Source organism: Sphingomonas sp. BE123, from assembly GCF_031456015.1.
Taxonomy (GTDB): domain Bacteria; phylum Pseudomonadota; class Alphaproteobacteria; order Sphingomonadales; family Sphingomonadaceae; genus Sphingomonas.
The window spans coordinates 1,459,035-1,477,299 of record NZ_JAVDTW010000002.1 but is presented as its reverse complement, the minus strand read 5'-3'; the positions used below and the strand labels follow the sequence as shown (position 1 = coordinate 1,477,299).

Here is an 18,265-nt window from a genome sequence, read left to right as displayed (position 1 = left end):
CTCAATCGACCCGGTGAAACGCCAGGCGATTCTCGACGCCGCCAGCCGATCCTTTTTCGACCGCGGCTTTGCCGCGACCGCAATCGAACAGGTGGCGGCAGACGCGCATGTTTCCAAGGTCACGATCTACAATCAGTTCGGCGACAAGCGGGGACTGTTCGCAGCGGCAGTCGAGCGCGAGTGCGCGCGGATGGGCGAGCATTTCAGCATTGCGCCGATGCCCGGGCTCGGACTGCGCGAACGGCTTGAAGCGATCGGGACCGCGATGACGGCGTTCATGTCGCGGCCGGAGATGATCCAGTTCGATCGCCGGATCGCGGCGGAGACCGAGGGCGATCCGGCGATCGGCAACGCCTTTCTCGAAGCAGGTCCGCGCCAAATGCTGCGCGCCTTCACGCTGTTGCTGCAATCGCTGCACGATGCAGGCGAGATCGTCGTTGCGGACCCGGAATTGGCCGCCGAGCAGTTCGTCGCGATGTGCAAGGGGCTGGGCGATCTTGAGCGGCGCTTTGGCTGTCCCAACGATCCCGGGCGTAACGCGCAGCGGATCGCCGGGGCGGTCGACACCTTTTGTCGTGCCTTTGCCCCACGTGGCGACTTGGCCGGACACCATGATCAGCGCGCGGGCGCGGCCGACGACAGCAGCGGATAGGGGTCGATGGGGACCCCTTGATCCCAACGATCTTGCGGTCCCATGCGGCTCACACCGAAATGGAGATGGTAATTGCCCTTGTCGGCATTCCCGGTATCGCCGACATAGCCGAGCAAATCGCCCGCTCGCAGCGCCTGCCCCTCCGCAATCCCGGGCGCATAGCCGGCAAGGTGCGCGTAATAATAGCTGAAGCGGCCGTCGGAAGACCGCTGGTAGAGTACAATCCCGCCGCCGCCGCGCGAGTAGAACAGCTTTTCGACGCGACCGGGGCCCGCCGCAATCACGCGGCTGTTTGCGGGCGCCATAATGTCGAGCCCCTGATGCACCCGGCCGCCGCCGCGCGGGTCGCCCCAGTTGCTGCGCAAACGTGCCGGATCGACGCCCGCCACCGGGACGCGCAGCCGGCCATCACCCTCGGGGGGCGTCGATGCGGGGTCCCGTGCAGGCGGTTGCGGTTGCGCGATCGCGGTGACCGGCTCCACCACGCGGACCGTCGCTGCCAGGAGAATGACCAGCGCAAGCGCTGCCCCCGCCACGCTCCACAGCACGATCCGTCGCCAGTTCATTCCTGAAAAATCACCGGCGTGCCGGGCGAGACCATCAGCGCCAGCCGCGCCGCATCCCAGTTGGTCAGGCGAATGCAGCCGTGGCTCTCGCTCCGCCCGATCAGATGCGGTTCGGGAGTTCCATGAATGCCGTAATGCGGCTTGCTCAGATCGATCCACACCACCCCGACCGGGCTGTTCGGTCCGGGCGGGAGAAGTGCGTCGGGCTTTTTGTCGGACACATCCCAGAACAATTTGGGATTGTAGTGAAATTCGGGATTGGTTGCGACCCCGTTGATCGTCCAGCTCCCGATCGGCAGCGGGTCCCGCCGGCTTCCGACGGTTACGTTGAACTGTGCGGCGAGCATGCCGCGACCGTCAAATACGCGCAGGACCTTGTCCGATTTGTCGACGACGATCCGCGCGGCTTTCGGCTGAGCCGCGCCGACATTGAGGTCGGCGAGCGTCCGGCGCCACTCGGGCTTGATCCCGGCAGGATAGTCGGTCGAGCCGGGAATGGCATTGGGCACCTGGACCGGGACCCCGGGGGCGAGGCGGGTGTCGGGGCTGTTGAGCTCGATCAGCGTCTGGGGCGTGGTGTGGAACATCTCCGCCAGCTTCTCGATCGCCGAGCGATAGCCCATCGTCTTCAGCTTCGCCTGTGCCTGCGGATCGCGCGGCCATGGCCGGACATAGGGCCCTGCCAGCATCTCGGCGGTGAGCCGGACGATCCGGGTCGGTCGCAGGGCGCGATGGGCGTGCAGCGCCTGAAGCGTCCGCGCATCGGTGCGGCCGGTTACCGGGATCTGGCGGGTGATCTGAAACGCCTTGAGCGCCGAGCTCAATCCGGGTCCGTCGCGCCCATCGAGCGGCCCCGGCGGGAAACCGAGATGATCGAGGATGACCTGGACATGCAGGATGTCGCGGCTGAGCGCGGCGGGCGCCGGGGTTGCCTGCTGCACCGTGCTATTCTGTGCGTGCCCCGCCCCCGTGCCGACCAACGTCGCAAGCGCGGCGATGCCGATTACACCCAACACTCCGCGACGCACATCGATTCTCCCTCTTGTTCCAGCAGGATAACGAGGCAGCGCGGGTGCGGTTTCATCAATAGCGGTTGCGCAACCGGTCGACGGTCGCGGCGGAATGCGCGTCGGCATCCTCGCGCACCTCGCCCTCGATCGCGGCGCGGATCGATTCGATCTCGCGGTCGCTGCGATGCTCGATCCCGATGAACTCGTTGCGAGCGCCTTCCATCGACCGGATCAGCTCGTCAAGCTTGGCCTGCAGCGCGGCTGCGTCGCGGTTCTGCGAATTCTGGATCAGGAACACCATCAGGAAGGTGACGATGGTGGTCGAGGTGTTGACGATGAGCTGCCACGTGTCCGAAAAGCCGAATACCGGACCGGTCAGCCCCCAGCCGAGGATCAGCAGCACCGCGACGATGAAGGCGACCGGCTGTCCTGCCAGCGCGGCGATGCGACCGGCGACGATCGTGAACACCCGGTCGAGCATCGTCGCGTCCCCCTTCAATCAGCGGGCCGCATTTAGCGCGGCATCGAATGCCCGCACTGCGGCAGCTTCGTCTCCGTCCCAGACGGCGCTGGACACGGCAATAAAGTCGGCGCCGGCGGCGACGAGCGGCGCGCAGTTGCCGGGGGTGACGCCGCCGATGGCGACACAGGGTATTTCGAACACGGTCGTCCACCACGACAAAATGGCCGGATCGGGACGGTGGTGCGTCGCTTTGGTAGTCGTCGGATAGAAGGCGCCGAACGCCACATAATCGGCCCCGGCCTCGCCTGCCTCCATCGCCAGATGGCGGCTGTCGTGACAGGTCACGCCGATCTGCGCCGCCGGGCCGAGGGTAGTGCGGGCTTCGCGGGGGTCGCCATCGCCCTGACCGAGATGGACGCCATCGGCGCCGAGCCGCTTGGCGAGGCTGATGCTGTCATTGACGACGAACGCGACCTCGCGGTCGGCACAGATGCGCTGCAGCGGTTCGGCGAGGCGGGCGGCCTGGTGCTGATCGACGTCCTTGACCCGGAACTGAAAGGCCGCGACCGGGCCGGCGTCCAGCGCCCGGGCCAGCCGGTCGGCAAAACCGCCGGCAACGTCGAGCGGGGAAATCAGATAGAGCTGGCAGGGCGGCCGTTTGTCGTCGCGCTTGAACTGGGCAGCAAATTCGGGGCCGAGCGGGGGCAGGTCGTCGTCGTCGATCATGCGCCGCTGATAGGCCGCGAAACGGGGAACGGGAAGCACCCGTTTCGCAGCCCCCTGTCCATCTCAGGCAGCCAGTGCGACCTTGCGGGTCGAGGCCGTGTGAATGTCGAAGATCGCCCCGGCGAGCGCCGCATCGAATTCGGCATCGGTCATGCCATGGCGAAGGTCTTCGAGCAGCGCGCGGCTGAAGCTGGCGATCATGCCGCGGTTCTTGGCGAGTTCGGCGCAGGCTTCGGGACGCTTGTAGCCGCCGGACAGTGCCACCACGCGCAGCACCTTGGGGTGATCGACCAGCGGGTCGAACAGGCCGGGGGTCGCGGGGATCGACAGCTTGAGCATGACCTGCTGCCCCTCGGGCAGGGCGTCGAGTGCCTTCAGGATTTCGTCGCGCAGGAGCGCGTCGGCCTCAGCGCGCTCGGGCGACTTGATGTTCACCTCAGGCTCGATGATCGGCATCATGCCGTGGCCGAGCACCTGCGCGCCGATCTCGAACTGCTGCTTCACGACGGCGGCGATGCCTTCGGCATTGGCGAGGTTGACGACCGAGCGCTCCTTGGTGCCGAACACGCCGAGGCCCTTGGCCTTGGTCAACAGCGCGTCGAGATCGGGCATCGGCTTCATCAGCTGGACGCCGTTTTCCTCAGCCTCAAGGCCCTTGTCGATCTTGATGAAGGGCACGACGCCGCGCTCGATCAGCGCTGCCGGGGTCGGCTTGCCATCGACCTGTCCGTCCATGGTGCGTTCGAACAGGATCGCGCCGATCACCTTGTCACCCGAAAAGGCGGGCGACGTGATGATGCGGCTGCGCATCGCGTGGATCAGCCCGAACATTTCCTCTTCGGTCGACCAGGCATCGTCCGCCACGCCATAGCCGGCCAGCGCCTTGGGCGTCGAACCGCCCGACTGGTCGAGCGCGGCGATGAAGCCGTTACCTTCGGCGATCTTGGCGGTCATTTCGGCGGTGTTCATCGCTGGCATCCCTGTTCCGACACTTTGTTGCGCGGCCTATTGCAGCGCGGCAACGGGCTGAAAAGACTGACAACGATAGCCAACCGACCGAAAAAATGCCGTCAGCGCGTCAGTGCCGCCACGCCGGGCAGCTCCTTGCCCTCCATCCATTCGAGGAACGCGCCGCCGGCGGTCGAGACGAAGCTCATGTCGCCCGCGACGCCGGCCTGGTTGAGCGCGGCGACGGTGTCCCCGCCCCCGGCGACCGAGACGAGCGAGCCTTCCTTGGTCAGCGCGGCGACGGTGTGAGCGAGCGCCATGGTGGCGGTGTCGAACGGCTTGGTTTCGAACGCGCCGAGCGGGCCGTTCCACACCAATGTGCGGCAATTCTTGAGCACATCCGCCAGCGCCTCGCTCGCCGCCGGGCCGATGTCGAGGATCATCTCGTCGGCGGCGACCTCATGGACGTTGCAGGTGCGCAAGCTAGGCGGATTGGCGGCGAATTCCTTCGACACCACGACATCATAGGGCAGATGGATCGTGCAGTTCGCCTTGTCCGCTGCGTCGAAGATCTCCTCGGCCGTGCCGGTCAGCTCATGCTCGCACAGCGACTTGCCGACGTCGACGCCGCGCGCGGCGAGGAAGGTGTTGGCCATGCCGCCGCCGATGATGAGGTGATGGACCTTCCCCACCATGGCCTTGAGCACATCGAGCTTGGTCGACACCTTGGCCCCGCCGACGACTGCGGCGACGGGGTGGTCGGGGTTGCCCAGCGCCTTGTCGAGCGCGTCGAGTTCAGCCTCCATCTGGCGACCGGCGAATGCGGGCAAACGGTGCGCCAGCCCCTCGGTCGAGGCATGGGCGCGGTGCGCGGCGGAGAAGGCGTCGTTGACATAGAGGTCGCCGAGCGCAGCGAAACGGTCGATCGTCGCCGGATCGTTCTTTTCTTCACCACCGAAGAAGCGGGTGTTTTCGAGCAGCGCGATGTCGCCGGGCTGAAGCGTGGCGGTGGATTCGGCGTCGCCCTCCCAGTCGATGTACCGCACCTCGCGACCCAGCACCTGGCTGAACGGGCGGGCGAGCTGCGCGGTCGAATGCTCGGGGCTCGGCACCTTGGGGCGGCCGAAATGCGCGAGGATCAGGACGATCGCGCCCTTGTCGGCGAGTTCGGCAACGGTCTGTACGGCAGCGCGGAAGCGGTTGTCGTCGGTGACCGCACCATCGGCCATCGGCACATTCAGGTCTTCGCGCACCAGCACGCGCTTGCCGGTGATGTCGCCCATATCGTCGAGGGTCTTGAAGGCTCGGGTCATTCTTCGATCCTGATGCTGTCGCCGACGACGATCTCGCCGGGCTGGATTACCATGGTCAACACGCCGCCGCGCCAGTCGGGCGTCAACGCCGCCCGAAGGCCGGGAGCGAGCGCTTCCATCCGCTCGCACGGGTTGGTTTCGTCGCGCACTTCGAGCACGACATCGGCGCCGATGCGGAGCCGCGCGCCGACAATCTGGGGCAGGTCGAGCCCTTCGACCAGCAGGTTGGCGCGGCGCTGTTCCCAGGGGATCGAATGCCCCACCTCGGCCATCGCCGCATCCCAGTCGGCGGCTTCGATCAGGCTGACCTGCCGCTTGTACGGCTTGCCCTTCATCGCGCCGCGAAAATCGCCGGCGATGCCGGCTTCGAGCGTGACGGTGGCACGATCGATGACCTCCATCGGCCCCTTGGGGATGGCGTGGCGGGCGATGCCAGCAATGCGGCCAGTCATGCGGCTTCTCCGGTTTTTCGGGTAGCAAGATACCCGTTCCGGACAAATCGGACGTCTTTGCCCATATGTGAGAGGGTGTCCGGCGTGCAGTTTGTCGTGTCGGTTCGGCCAGGGAGGGGGTGACGGTGCGTCATGGTTCGACCCTAACCTAAAGGAGCGGCTGTAGGAAAGCCGGCCCACCTCCCTCCCTCGTCATTCCCGCGAAAGCGGGAACCCATCTCCTGCCCGCTCGCCAAGCGGCACGGTTCGGAGATGGGCCCCCGCTTTCGCGGGGGTGACGGTATAGAGTTCAGTCAGCGGCTTTGGTTCAGCCCAGCTTCGCCATGGTGCTGGCGGTGTCGACCATGCGGTTCGAGAAGCCCCATTCATTGTCGTACCAGCTGACGACGCGGACGAGCTTGCCGTCGAGCACTGCGGTTTCCAGGCTGTCGATGGTCGAGCTGGCCGGGGTGTGGACGATGTCGATCGAGACGAGCGGCTCGTCGGAATAATAGAGCACGCCCTTGAGCGGGCCCGATTCCGACGCGGCCTTGAGCAGCGCGTTGACCTCTTCCTTGGTCGTGTCGCGCTTCGGCGTGAAGGTCAGGTCGATCAGCGAGCCATCGGGCACGGGCACGCGGATGGCCGAACCATCGAGCTTGCCCTTGAGCTCGGGCAGCACTTCGCCGACCGCGCGGGCAGCGCCGGTGGTGGTCGGGATCATGCTCATCGCCGCAGCGCGGGCGCGGCGCAGATCGTCATGGATCTGGTCGAGGATCTTCTGGTCGTTGGTATAGGCGTGAACCGTGGTCATCAGGCCGCGTTCGATGCCGATCGCGTCGTTAAGCACCTTGGCGACCGGCGCGAGGCAGTTGGTGGTGCACGATGCGTTCGACACGATCGTGTGACCCGCCTCGAGCTTGTCGTGGTTGACGCCATAGACGACGGTCAAGTCGACATTCTTGCCCGGGGCCGAGATCAGCACCTTCTTCGCGCCGGCATCGATATGCTTCTGGGCCGATGCACGATCGGTGAAGAAACCGGTGCATTCGAGCACCAGATCGACGCCGTTGGCGGCGTGCGGCAGGTTCGCCGGATCGCGCTCCTTGGTCACCTTGATCCGCTTGCCGTCGATGACCAGGTCATCGCCGTCGGCCGCGACGGTGCCCGGATACCTGCCGTGCACGCTGTCACGGCTGAACAGCCAGGCGTTCGACTTGGCATCGGCCAGATCGTTGATCGTGACCAGTTCCAGACCGCTTTCCGGACGCTCCAGAATGGCGCGCGCCACGAGGCGCCCGATGCGTCCGAACCCGTTGATCGCAACCTTCGTCATTCGTCTCTCCTTTTCGCGGCAAGCCGCTGAATGATGGGCCTTTTTCGCGGCAAGCCGCGGGATGATCGCGCGTTACGCGCCGAGCCGTTCGATGATCTGGGGCACGATCGCGTCGGCGGTCAGCCCGAAATGCTTGTACAGGTCTTCGGCCGGACCCGACGCGCCGAAGCCGTCGATGCCGAAGCGCAGGCCGTCGCGACCGACATAGCGTTCCCAGCCAAAGGTGGTGCCGGCCTCGATCGAAACAAGCAGCGCATCGTCGGGCAGGATGTGCGCCCGATAATCGGGCGACATGGCGTCGAACGCATCGGTGCTGGGCATCGAGACGACATCGGCACCGATCCCCTGCGCTTCCAGCGCATCGCGCACGGCGACCGCGATCTCGACCTCCGAACCGGTCGCGACCAGCACCACCTTGCGCGGTGCCGTCGCCGCGCGCAGGCGATAGCCGCCGGATTCGACCTGTGCGACATGATCTTCGCCGAGCAGCTGCGGCAGGTTCTGACGCGTCAGCACCAGCAGCGACGGGCCGTCCCAGGTCCGGATCGCAATGTCCCAGGCGGCGGCGGTCTCGACCGCATCGCAAGGACGCCACACGTTCAGGTTCGGCATCGCGCGCAGGCTCTGCAGATGCTCGATCGGCTGATGGGTCGGACCGTCTTCGCCGAGGCCAATGCTGTCATGCGTCATCACATAGACGACGCGCGCGCGCTGCAGCGCCGAGAGGCGGATCGCGCCGCGCGCATAGTCGGAGAAAACGAGGAAGGTGCCGCCATAGGGGATGATCCCGCCATGCAGCGCCATGCCGTTCATCGCGGCGGCCATGCCAAATTCGCGGATGCCGTAATAGACATAGCGGCCGGCATAGTTTTCGGCGGTGAGCGGGCCGGTGGCCTTGGTCTTGGTGTTGTTCGAGCCGGTGAGGTCGGCCGAGCCGCCGATCAGTTCGGGCAGGTTCGCCGTCAGCGGCTCGAGCGCCATCTCGCTCGACTTGCGCGTCGCGACCTTGGCCGGGTTGGCGAGCAGGTCGGCGATGTAACCATCGAGGTCGAAGTCCGGCAGTTCGCCCGCCATCCGGCGCTCGAACTCGGCGCGGTCGGCATGGGCGGCGAGGCGCGCCTTCCACTCGGCATGGGGTGCGGCGCCGCGCTTGCCGGCCTCTGCCCATGCCGCGGCGATGTCGGCGGGAATTTCGAACGGGGCGTGGCCCCAGCCGAGCGCTGCGCGGGCGGCGGCGACTTCGTCCGCGCCGAGCGGCGAGCCGTGGACCTTGCTGGTGCCGCCCTTGTTCGGGGCGCCCTTGCCGATCACGGTCTTGCAGCGGACCAGCGAGGGGCGCGGATCGGCGATGGCGGCGTCGAACGCGGCGGCGATGCTGGCGGGATCGTGACCGTCACAGGCGACGACGTGCCAGCCGGTCGCGGCGTAGCGTGCGGGGATGTCCTCGCTCGACGACAGCGACACCTTGCCGTCGATGGTGATGTCATTGTCGTCCCACAGCACGATCAGGCGGCCGAGCTTGAGGTGCCCGGCAAGACCGATCGCCTCGTGGTTGATGCCCTCCATCAGGCAGCCGTCGCCAGCGATCACCCAGGTGCGGTGGTCGACGATCGAGTCATCGAACACGGCGTTGAGGTGACGCTCCGCGAGCGCCATGCCGACCGCCATGGCGAGGCCCTGACCCAGCGGGCCGGTGGTGCATTCGACGCCGGGCAGCTCGAAATTCTCCGGGTGGCCGGCGCAGGGGCTGCCGACCTTGCGGAAATTCTTGATGTCGTCGAGCGTCGGGCGCGCATAGCCGGTCAGGTGCAGCAGCGCATAGATCAGCATCGAGCCGTGACCGGCGGACAGCACGAACCGGTCGCGGTCGGCCCATTTGGGGTCGGTCGGATCGTATTTCAGATAGTCGCTGAACAGCACGGTCGCGACATCGGCCATGCCCATCGGCATGCCGGGATGGCCGGAATTGGCGGCCTCGACCGCGTCCATCGACAGGGCGCGGATGGCGTTGGCGCGGTCGGCGAATGAAATGGTCACGGCATATCCCCTTTCGGGCCTGCGCGCGTCGCGTTGAGTCTCGCCACGGCCCGGCGAATCGAAGTTGGCGTGCCAATGGGGCGCGCGGACGCGGGCGTCAACCGGCGGCGGTGCACATGGGGTTGCCGTGCACGTCATGCGACTCTATCCCCGCAGCGATGGCGGATGCGACACCCCCTGCGCTGGAGCGGATCGAACGGGCGCTGGCGCGTATCGAGACGGCAGCGGCGCGCCGCGCGTTCGATGCCGAACGGCTGGAGCGGCGCCACGCCGCGATGCGCGGTCGGGTCGAGGCGGCGATCGCTGCGCTCGACACGCTGATCGCGCAGGAAAGCGACGCCGAGGGCGCGGACTGATGGGCCAGGTCACGCTGACCATCGCCGGGCGCAGCCACAGCATCGCGTGCCGCGATGGCGAGGAACTGCATATCGAGCGGCTGGGCGCGTTGCTCGAACGGCACGCCGAGACGGCGACGCGCGCGTCGGGCGGGCTGAGCGGCGAGCGCACGATGCTGTTCCTCGCGCTGATCCTGGCCGACCAGCTGGACGAGGCGGAGCGCAACCCGCCCGGCGGCGTGTCGCCCGTGCTGCTCGAGAATCTGGCCGATCGGCTGGAGGCAGTGGCGGCGGCCCTTGAGGATTTCGCGACACCCCCCTAAATTGGCGGCGGCGGGTACTGCCCGGTACGAGCGTACGATCATCCCTGAGGCTATTCTTCATCCACGGGGACTGTCCCTGCGCAGATCCAGGTCTGACGTACATGGTCCCCACCTGACGTTTTGGGCGTCAGTGGATATCACCGCAAACGGCCCATGGTGGTCCCGCCAACGGATTTAGTCAGCGAGGCCGCGGCTTCGCAGGGTGCGAAGCGCGATTATGGCTGACGACAAACGGACCCTGCGCGCCCGGATGCGGGCGCTGCGCGACGAGTTCGCGATGACGATCGGCGGGGTGATCCAGCCGCCCGCCGCGCTGCTCGCGCGGTTTGCGCCGGGGGTTACGGTTTCATCCTATGTGCCGGTCGGGAGCGAGGCGGATCCGACCGCGATCGCCTGGGCCGCGCGCGAGGCCGGGTGCCGGATCGTGCTGCCGCACGTCACCAGCCGCGAGTCACCGGTGCGGTTCTTTGTGTGGGAGCCCGAACATGCGCTGGTCGACGGGCCGCTGGGGCTGCGCCAGCCCGACGACAGCGGGCCCGAATGCAATCCGCAGATCGTGCTGACGCCGTTATTGGCGTTCGATCCCGCGATGAACCGGCTGGGCCAGGGCGCCGGGCATTATGACCGCGTGTTCGCCCGCCTGCCCGACGCGTGGCGCATCGGCGTGGCGTGGTCGGTACAGCGCGTGGAGGCACTGGCAGTGGACAGCTGGGACATGCCGCTGCATGGCGTGGTCACCGAAGCGGCAGCCTATGGAGACCTGGCCGAATGACCCCGTCCTGGCGCAAGCCCGTTGGCGCGTTTGCGATCATCGCGCTCATCCTGATATGGTGCGTCGCGGTCGCGAGCCTGTCGCAGACCGTCGGCCAGTGGCCGGTCCTCATCCAGCTGGTCTTTTATCTCTTCACCGGGGTCGTCTGGATCCTGCCGCTGAAGCCGTTGCTGCGCTGGATGGAAACCGGCCGCTGGAGCCTGCCGCGCGACTAGAGCGCGGGGATGCCGTAATAGGCGTAGACCTCTTGCCCATAAGCGCGGTCGTAGCTCGGCTCTTCGCCCTCGCGGTCGTAGTTCGGCGCATTTTCGAGCTTTTCGCGGCTGAGCGACACGACATAGCCGTCCTTGTCGGTGTCATAGGTCAGCGCCTGCCACGGCACCGGATAGTGGCGGTGGCCGATGCCGAGAATGCCGCCGAACGCCATCACGGCATATTCGGCGCGGCCCGATACCTTGTCGACCATGAAGCGTTCGACATGGCCGAGCTTTTCGCCGCTGGGATCGTAGACGCTGGTGCCTTCGACCCGGTCGGAGGCAATCAGGCGGTTGGGACTGTCGACGGCGGTGTTCATCGCATCTCTCCTTCAATTTCAGGGATATGCCTTCAACGCATGAGCGCCGCGCTTGTGCCGAACCAAATCGGGTCGTAGCAGATGACACCATGCGTATCCTGACCCTTGCAGCTCTGCTGCTCGCCTCCGCCGCCCCCGCGCTCGCCCATCCCCAGACCGCCAAGGTCGCGCCGGTGCTGACCACGCCCGAGGCGAAGGACGTGTGGACCTATGCCCGCCCGGCCGAGGCGCGGGTGACGCATGTCGACCTGGACCTGCGCATCGATTTCGCGAGCCGGACGATCAGCGGCGTCGCGGTGCTCGATGTTGCGGCGGCCAAGGGCGCGCGCGAGATCGTGCTCGACACGCTCGACCTGACCATCGCCGCCGTGACCGACGAGAACCATGTGAAGCTGGCGCATCAACTGGGTGCGAAGGACCCGCAGCTGGGCAGCCCGCTGACCGTGCAGCTCAATGGCGCGAAAAAGATCCGCATCGCCTATACCGCCAGCCCCGGCGCCCGCGCGCTGCAGTGGCTGACCCCGGCACAGACGCAGAGCAAGACCCTGCCCTTTCTGTTCAGCCAGGGACAGGCGATCAACAATCGCAGCTGGATCCCGACCCAGGACAGCCCCGGCATCCGCCAGACCTGGTCGGCGACGATCACCGTGCCCGACGGGTTTATCCCGGTGATGAGCGCGCAGATGCTGGACGGCGCCAATGGCGAGCTGCTGCCGCACCAGCGCCGCAAGTTCCGCTTTCGCATGGACAATCCGGTACCGCCCTATCTGATCGCGATTGCGGTCGGCGACCTCAAGTTCAAGGAGGTCGGGCCGCGCACCGGCGTCTGGGCCGAGGCGGGCATGATCGATGCCGCGGTGTCCGAGTTTGCCGATATCGAAAAGATGATCGATGCGGCGCAGGCGCTGTACGGCCCGTATCGCTGGGGCCGTTACGACATGCTCGTCCTGCCGCCATCCTTTCCCTATGGCGGGATGGAGAACCCCAATCTCACCTTCTTCACCCCGACGATCATCACCGGCGACCGGTCGAACACCGATGTGCTGGCGCATGAACTGGCGCATAGCTGGTCGGGCAATCTTGTCACCAACGCGACCTGGGCGGACGGCTGGCTGAACGAGGGCTTCACCACCTATTTCGAGAACCGGATCATGGAGGCGCTGTACGGCAAGGAGCGCGCGGCGATCTATTCCGACCTCGACTATGCCGGGATGCTGCGCGACGTGAAGAATGCCGGCGGCGACAGCGCGCCGTCGACGCGACTGCACGGCGCGCCGGGCGAAGGCGCGGGGCAGCTGGATTACCTCAAGGGCAGCACCTTCCTGCGCACGATCGAATACGCGGTCGGGCGCGAGCGGTTCGACGCCTATCTGCGCGGCTATTTCGACCGCCACGCCTTCCAGCCGCAGACCAGCGCGGGGTTCCTGGCGGACATCCGCACGCACCTGATCAAGGGCGACACGGCGCTGGAGGCCAAGCTGCAGCTCGACCGCTGGGTCTATGAGCCCGGTGTGCCGTCGAACGCGGTGCAGGTGAAGTCGGAGACACTGGCGAAGGTCGATGCGCAGCTTGCCGCGTTCAATGCGGGCGGGCCGGCGGCGGCGATCGACACGACGGGCTGGCAGACCCAGCAGTGGCAGCGGCTGCTGGGCGGCCTGCCGCGTCAGCAAAGCGCGGCGCGACTGGCCGAGCTGGACGCGGCGCTGGGACTGACCAAGTCGCAGAACGCCTATGTCCAGTCGGCCTGGTTCGACCTGGCGATCGCCAACCGCTATGCACCGGTGGTCCCCGCGCTGGAGGCGTATCTGACGCGGGTTGGCCGCAACCTGCTGGTGACGCCGCTTTATCGCGGGCTGAAGGCACAGGGCGAGTGGGGCATGCCGATCGCGCAGCGGATCTTCGCCAAGGCCAAGCCGGGATATCATCCGGTGACGGTCGGGGCAGTCACGCGGATCCTAGAGGCGCGCTGACCGAATCTTCATACTCCACCCCGTAGAACTACGCATGTGACGGTTGGACGGGGTGAAGGCGAGATGACGGTTGACGGCGAGACGCTGGGCGCAACGGCGCTGCGCGAGATCATATCGTCGGCGAGCAGCACTGGCAGTTCGGATGCGATCATCGCCCGCGCATTGCAGGCGGTGCGCGCGCATCTGGGCCTGCAGGTCGCCTATGTGTCCGAGTTCGTCGGGAATGACTCGGTGTTCCGCGTGGTCGACGCGCCGGGGCTGGAGCATCTGGCCAAGGCGGGCGACGTCCATTCGCTCGACGATGTCTATTGCCGCCATATCCTGGCCGGGCGGCTCCCCGAGCTGATCCCCGATACCGCCGTCGAGCCGATTGCCGCGGCCATGCCGATCACGGCAGCGGTGCCGATCGGTGCGCATGTCAGCGTGCCGATCCGCCTGTCGGACGGACGCACCTATGGCATGTTCTGCTGCCTTGGCCCCTTTGCAAGCCCCACGCTGAACCCGCGCGATCTGGGCATGATGCGCGCTTTTGCCGACCTCGCCGCGTACGAGATCGAGCGCGATCTGGGCAATCGCGAGGAAGCGGCGGCATCGCGCAGCGCGATCGAGCAGGTCATCGCCGACGGGCTGATGGACATTCATTATCAGCCGATCTTCAGCCTCTCGCAGAACCGCCCGGCCGGCTATGAAGCGCTGGCGCGGATCACGGTCGAGCCATATCGCTCGCCGGACAAATGGTTCATCCAGGCGGCGCTGGTCGGCATGGGCGAGGCGTTCGAGCTGTTCGCAATCGACCGCGCGCTGCAGGGCCTGTCGCAGCTGCCCGACCATGCCTATCTGTCGGTCAATGCCAGCCCCGCGACCGCGATGTCGCCCGAGCTGCCCGCGATCCTGCGGCGCGCGCCGCTGGACCGGGTGGTGCTGGAAGTCACCGAGCATGACCGGGTTTCGGACGTCGCCACGCTGCTCGACCGGCTCGCCCCGCTGCGGGCGGAGGGGCTGAAGATCGCGGTCGACGATGCCGGATCGGGCTATAGCGGGCTGCAGCAGATCATCCAGATGCGCCCCGATCTGGTGAAGCTCGACCGCTTCCTGATCGAGGATATCCAGCATGATCCGGGCCGCCGCGCGCTGGCCGCCGGGCTGATGATGTTTGCGCGCGACACCGGCAGCCGGTTGATCGCCGAGGGCGTCGAGCGCGAGGATGAGCTGGCCGTGCTGCGGGCGCTGGGGATCGACCTGATCCAGGGGTATCTGCTGGGGCGGCCGCAGCCACTGGCGGCGATCCGGGGTGCGGCGATGGAGCTGCGGGCGGCGGGTTGAACAATCCTCCCCGGAACGGGGAGGTGGCAGCGCGCAGCGCTGACGGAGGGGGCCCGAGGCACCGGAATCCCTTGCCTCGAGCCCCCTCCACCATGCTTCGCATGGTCCCCCTCCCCGTTCCGGGGAGGATTTTTAGAGCACCCGCTTGCCTTTCGTCCGCCCCGTCAGATGAAAGCCGAAACAGCGGTCGCAGCGATAGGGGCGCAGGGTGATGGTCGCGGCCAGTGCAGCGGTAATCGCCTCCCCTTCATCCGCGAACCTGCGCTTGCGGCGACAGACGCTCAGCCGCGTAGTGCGTGCCATGCCAGCCACAGCCAGCCAACGATCAGCGCGGTGCCGCCGATCGGGGTGATCGCGCCGAGCCAGCGCGGGGCGCCGAACGCCATGGCGTAGAGGGTGAAGGCAAAGATCGCCGCCCCGGCGACGAACAGCCAGCCTGCACTGCGTGCGCCCATCTGCACCGCGACCAGCGCGGCGACGACATGGATCAGCTGATAGGTTGCGCCGGTACGCAGCCATTCCGCGGCCTTGCCCTCCGCACCATGCGCACCGAACGCACCCGCGCCAACCGCGATGGCGCCGGACAGCGCGGCGAGGGCCACGATCAGGTTCATCCGCATTCGCTCCCGGTCGCGGCTTTGGGTTCAAGCGGGTCGGGCGCGTCACGCCGGCCCGGTCGCCAGTCGAGGTCGGGGTCGCCGATGATCGCTTCGCGCGCGGCGGTCAGGCTGCCGGCTTCGTGCTGGATGCGCAGCCGTTCGCGGTCGCGGCGGCGGTAGAGATCCTCGGTGCGCTCGATCTCTTCGATATCGACGCCGACCGCGGCCATCGCCTTGCGCGCCATGACGATAGCGGATTCGAGCACTTCGCGCACGACGCCGGCGGCCGGGCCGCCCTTGAGCTTGAGCAGCGCGCGGCGGTCATAGGCGCGCACGAAGATCGATGCGTTGGGGAAGGATTCGTGGACCGCCTCGACCAGTTCCGGTTCGATCTTGTCGCCATCGAGGCAGAACAGGATCAGCTGCGCCTCCCCCGCCCCGGCCTGACGCAGCATGTCGATGCGGGTGCCGTCGCCATAATAGACCTTGGCGCCGAACTGGCCGGCGATGTCGATCATCTCGATATCGGTGTCGATCAGCGTGACGGCGATGCCCTGCGCATTCAGCATCTGGCCGACCGTCTGACCGAAGCGGCCATAGCCGATAATGAGCGCGTTCGAGCCATCGGACACCGGGCCTTCGCGCTCACCCTGCACCGCGACCGCATCGGCGCGGAAGCGTTTGGTGAACATCATCAGGAACGGGGTGGTGGCCATCGACAGGGTGACGACCGCGCTGAATATGCTCACCGCCTCGGGCGCGATCAGCAGGGCGTTCTGTGCCTGGGCGAACAGGACGAAGCCGAACTCGCCGCCCTGACTGAGCAACAGGCCGAGGCCGAGCGCCTGGCGCCATGGCATGCGGAAGGCCATGGCGAGGCCGGTGATGACCACCGTCTTGGTCGCGATCAGCGCGGCGGCCATGCCGAGGACGAACACCGGGCGCTCGGCGATGGCGGTCAAGTCGAGCATCATGCCGACCGAGAGGAAGAACAGGCCGAGCAGGATCGAACGGAACGGTTCGATATCCGCCTCGATCTCGTGCCGGTAGGGGCTGTCGGCGAGCATCACGCCGGCGATGAATGCGCCGAGGGCGGTGGAGAGGCCGATCGATTGCATCAGCGCGGCGGCGCCGACGACGGTGAACAGGCCGGCGAACACGAACAGCTCCCGCTCGCCCCAATTGCCGATCAGGCGGAACAGCGGGCGCAGCAGATAGCGGCCGGCCAGCACCAGCCCGGTGATCGCGGCGACGGTGTAGATCGCGAGCAGCCAGCCCGGAGGACCCTGCGCATCCGCCGGATTGCGGCTGAGGATCGCGATGATCGTGATCAGCGGGACGATCGAAATGTCCTGGAACAACAGGGTCGAAAAGGCGCGCTCGCCGAACGGGGTGCGCAGGCGGCCGGCGCTTTGCAGCATCGGCAGCACCTGTGCGGTCGAGGACAGAGCGAGCGGGAGGCCGAGCGCGAGTGCGGCGGCGAGCGAGAAATTCGCGCCGAAGCCGATCACGACGCTGAGCGCGATGCCGCACAGCGCAACCTGCAACAGGCCGAAACCGAAAATGTCGCGCTTCATCCGCCACAATCGCGACGGGCTGAGTTCGAGGCCGACGAGGAACAGCAGCAGGGCGATGCCGAATTCGGCGATGCCCATCTTGCTTTCCGCACCGCCGACGAGCCCGAGCAGTTGCGGCCCGACCAAAGCGCCGGCGACGAGATAGCCGAGCGTCGCGCCCAGCCCCATGCGGCGGAAGATCAGGACGAACAGCAGCGCAAAGCCGAGCAGCGGGGCGCTTTCGGCGACGAAGCTGTGGGCGGCACCGTGATCCATCAGGCGGCCCGTTCGGTGCCGGCGCGCGCGGCGGCTTCGGCAACCGCCTCGAACGCGAGGCGGATCGAGGGGTGGCGCGCGCTGTACGGGAGCGCGGGGGCGAACAGCGCGAGGCCAGGCCAGTCGGGCGGCGTATCGCCCTCCCCCGCCAGCCAGCGGGTCAGCGCGGCGCGGGTCGCGTCGAGTTCTGCCGCGGTGCGCCCCACGGCATGCGCACCCATCAGCGCGGCGGAGGCCTGCCCCAGCGCGCAGGCGCGGACCTGAATGCCGAGCGCAGCGACGCGACCCGCCCCGTCGAGATCGACGTCGACGGTCACGCGGCTGCCACACACGGGCGAGCGTTTCTCGACACTCGCCATCGGGTTGGGCAGGCGCTGGTGATGCGGGACGGTGGCGGCGAGCCGCAGGATTTCGGTGTTGTAGAGCGGAGCCGTCATGGCTCCGATGTAACCTGCTCCGACCCGTTCGCAAGCGCATCGGCATCGGTATCATTGCCGAATACCGGTTCGCCGCGGCGCCGGCGGTCGACAAATTCGGCGATGCTGGCGCTGGTCGCGTTGAGCAACGGATAGGTGCGGCCGGCGGTCATCCATTCGGGGCGCTGCGCCGGGCCGCCGCTGACCGTGTCGACCGCGAGCGCGACGACGAGGAAGGCGAGGCTGGCGAGAATCAGGCCCTTCACCGCTCCGAAGCCGAGGCCGAGCGCGCGATCGACCGGACCGAGAAAGCCCGAGCGGGTGCGCGATCCGATCGCATTGGCGACGATCCGCCCGCCGAAATAGGCGATGCCGCCGAGCAGCGCGAAGGCCAGCACCGCCGCCCCCTGCACCGTCCCGACCGGTTCGGCCAGCGCGGCGGCGACGGGGGTGTGGAGGAAGCGGATCGCCGCGACGACGAGCAGCCACGCCATCAGCGACAGCACTTCGGTGACGAAGCCGCGCATGGCCCCGGTGATCGCCGCCGCGCCAATCCCCAGCAGCACCAAGATGTCGATTGCCGTCAGTCCCATTGCCTGCTCCCTCGGTCCGCAGCGTCATAGCCGCAGCGTGCAGCTT

General features: G+C 67.3%; 22 protein-coding genes. 7 read left to right on the top strand and 15 right to left on the bottom strand.

The window, feature by feature from the left end; all coding sequences use genetic code 11:
- Positions 1–13 precede the first annotated feature (13 nt).
- On the top strand, positions 14–652 hold the full coding sequence (locus J2Y54_RS15315; protein ID WP_310040974.1) for a TetR/AcrR family transcriptional regulator: 639 nt from the start codon (positions 14–16) through the stop codon (positions 650–652).
- Here J2Y54_RS15315 and J2Y54_RS15310 read toward each other — a convergent pair.
- From J2Y54_RS15310 to tkt, 9 genes are all read right to left on the bottom strand, one after another.
- Positions 616–1,218 carry a M23 family metallopeptidase gene (locus J2Y54_RS15310; RefSeq protein WP_310040973.1) on the bottom strand — a complete coding sequence of 201 codons (603 nt, stop codon included), beginning with the start codon at positions 1,216–1,218 and terminating at the stop codon, positions 616–618. The two genes, J2Y54_RS15315 and J2Y54_RS15310, sit on opposite strands and share 37 nt — an antisense overlap.
- Complete coding sequence (locus tag J2Y54_RS15305) at positions 1,215–2,159, bottom strand: L,D-transpeptidase family protein (protein WP_405052935.1); 945 nt, start codon at positions 2,157–2,159, stop codon at positions 1,215–1,217. The genes J2Y54_RS15310 and J2Y54_RS15305 overlap by 4 nt, the downstream gene beginning before the upstream one ends.
- A 142-nt stretch (positions 2,160–2,301) precedes the next feature.
- Positions 2,302–2,709, bottom strand: coding sequence for a low affinity iron permease family protein (locus J2Y54_RS15300; RefSeq protein ID WP_310040971.1), 408 nt, complete (start codon positions 2,707–2,709; stop codon positions 2,302–2,304).
- Positions 2,710–2,727: 18 nt separating this feature from the next.
- Complete coding sequence (gene thiE, locus J2Y54_RS15295) at positions 2,728–3,417, bottom strand: thiamine phosphate synthase (RefSeq protein WP_310040969.1); 690 nt, start codon at positions 3,415–3,417, stop codon at positions 2,728–2,730.
- A 63-nt stretch (positions 3,418–3,480) separates the two neighbouring features.
- Positions 3,481–4,386: a fructose bisphosphate aldolase gene (locus J2Y54_RS15290; protein WP_310040967.1), complete on the bottom strand. Its 906-nt coding sequence runs from the start codon at positions 4,384–4,386 to the stop codon at positions 3,481–3,483.
- 101 nt (positions 4,387–4,487) lie between these two features.
- Complete coding sequence (locus tag J2Y54_RS15285; RefSeq protein WP_310040965.1) at positions 4,488–5,678, bottom strand: phosphoglycerate kinase; 1,191 nt, start codon at positions 5,676–5,678, stop codon at positions 4,488–4,490.
- Positions 5,675–6,130 carry an MOSC domain-containing protein gene (locus J2Y54_RS15280; protein WP_310040964.1) on the bottom strand — a complete coding sequence of 152 codons (456 nt, stop codon included), beginning with the start codon at positions 6,128–6,130 and terminating at the stop codon, positions 5,675–5,677. Before J2Y54_RS15280 ends, J2Y54_RS15285 begins: the two co-directional genes overlap by 4 nt.
- Positions 6,131–6,437: 307 nt before the next feature.
- The gene (gene gap, locus J2Y54_RS15275; RefSeq protein WP_310040963.1) at positions 6,438–7,445 is read right to left on the bottom strand and encodes a type I glyceraldehyde-3-phosphate dehydrogenase; all 1,008 of its coding nucleotides are present in this window, start codon (positions 7,443–7,445) and stop codon (positions 6,438–6,440) included.
- Between the two features lie 72 nt (positions 7,446–7,517).
- Positions 7,518–9,482 carry a transketolase gene (gene tkt, locus J2Y54_RS15270; protein ID WP_310040961.1) on the bottom strand — a complete coding sequence of 655 codons (1,965 nt, stop codon included), beginning with the start codon at positions 9,480–9,482 and terminating at the stop codon, positions 7,518–7,520.
- 158 nt (positions 9,483–9,640) lie between these two features.
- Between tkt and J2Y54_RS15265 the strand changes: the two genes are divergently transcribed.
- The 4 genes from J2Y54_RS15265 (at position 9,641) to J2Y54_RS15250 (ending at position 11,127) form a co-directional block, all read left to right on the top strand.
- Positions 9,641–9,838, top strand: a complete 198-nt coding sequence (locus J2Y54_RS15265; protein ID WP_310040959.1) for a hypothetical protein — start codon at positions 9,641–9,643, stop codon at positions 9,836–9,838.
- Positions 9,838–10,140 (top strand): cell division protein ZapA, encoded by a 303-nt coding sequence (locus tag J2Y54_RS15260; protein WP_310040956.1) that lies wholly within the window; start codon positions 9,838–9,840, stop codon positions 10,138–10,140. Before J2Y54_RS15265 ends, J2Y54_RS15260 begins: the two co-directional genes overlap by 1 nt.
- Positions 10,141–10,357: 217 nt before the next feature.
- Entirely contained in the window at positions 10,358–10,912 is a 555-nt protein-coding gene (locus J2Y54_RS15255; RefSeq protein WP_310040954.1) for a 5-formyltetrahydrofolate cyclo-ligase, read from the top strand.
- On the top strand, positions 10,909–11,127 hold the full coding sequence (locus J2Y54_RS15250) for a DUF2842 domain-containing protein (RefSeq protein ID WP_310040953.1): 219 nt from the start codon (positions 10,909–10,911) through the stop codon (positions 11,125–11,127). Before J2Y54_RS15255 ends, J2Y54_RS15250 begins: the two co-directional genes overlap by 4 nt.
- Here the strand turns inward: J2Y54_RS15250 and J2Y54_RS15245 are convergent.
- Positions 11,124–11,486 (bottom strand): PRC-barrel domain-containing protein, encoded by a 363-nt coding sequence (locus J2Y54_RS15245; protein ID WP_310040952.1) that lies wholly within the window; start codon positions 11,484–11,486, stop codon positions 11,124–11,126. The two genes, J2Y54_RS15250 and J2Y54_RS15245, sit on opposite strands and share 4 nt — an antisense overlap.
- 89 nt (positions 11,487–11,575) lie before the next feature.
- On the opposite strand from J2Y54_RS15245, the gene J2Y54_RS15240 reads away from it, so the two are divergent.
- Both J2Y54_RS15240 and J2Y54_RS15235 read left to right on the top strand, forming a co-directional pair.
- Positions 11,576–13,456 (top strand): M1 family metallopeptidase, encoded by a 1,881-nt coding sequence (locus J2Y54_RS15240; protein ID WP_310040951.1) that lies wholly within the window; start codon positions 11,576–11,578, stop codon positions 13,454–13,456.
- Positions 13,457–13,519: 63 nt separating this feature from the next.
- Positions 13,520–14,779, top strand: a complete 1,260-nt coding sequence (locus J2Y54_RS15235) for an EAL domain-containing protein (RefSeq protein ID WP_310040950.1) — start codon at positions 13,520–13,522, stop codon at positions 14,777–14,779.
- A 132-nt stretch (positions 14,780–14,911) separates the two neighbouring features.
- On the opposite strand, the gene J2Y54_RS15230 is transcribed toward J2Y54_RS15235, so the two are convergent.
- From J2Y54_RS15230 to J2Y54_RS15210, 5 genes are read right to left on the bottom strand one after another with little or no spacing between them, the layout of a single operon-like run.
- Positions 14,912–15,082: a hypothetical protein gene (locus J2Y54_RS15230; RefSeq protein WP_310040949.1), complete on the bottom strand. Its 171-nt coding sequence runs from the start codon at positions 15,080–15,082 to the stop codon at positions 14,912–14,914.
- Complete coding sequence (locus tag J2Y54_RS15225; protein WP_310040948.1) at positions 15,061–15,393, bottom strand: DUF423 domain-containing protein; 333 nt, start codon at positions 15,391–15,393, stop codon at positions 15,061–15,063. Before J2Y54_RS15225 ends, J2Y54_RS15230 begins: the two co-directional genes overlap by 22 nt.
- On the bottom strand, positions 15,390–17,210 hold the full coding sequence (locus J2Y54_RS15220) for a cation:proton antiporter (protein ID WP_310040946.1): 1,821 nt from the start codon (positions 17,208–17,210) through the stop codon (positions 15,390–15,392). The genes J2Y54_RS15225 and J2Y54_RS15220 overlap by 4 nt, the downstream gene beginning before the upstream one ends.
- Positions 17,210–17,647: an iron-sulfur cluster assembly scaffold protein gene (locus tag J2Y54_RS15215; protein WP_310040943.1), complete on the bottom strand. Its 438-nt coding sequence runs from the start codon at positions 17,645–17,647 to the stop codon at positions 17,210–17,212. The genes J2Y54_RS15220 and J2Y54_RS15215 overlap by 1 nt, the downstream gene beginning before the upstream one ends.
- Complete coding sequence (locus J2Y54_RS15210; RefSeq protein ID WP_310040942.1) at positions 17,644–18,219, bottom strand: CvpA family protein; 576 nt, start codon at positions 18,217–18,219, stop codon at positions 17,644–17,646. The genes J2Y54_RS15215 and J2Y54_RS15210 overlap by 4 nt, the downstream gene beginning before the upstream one ends.
- Positions 18,220–18,265: the final 46 nt, after the last annotated feature.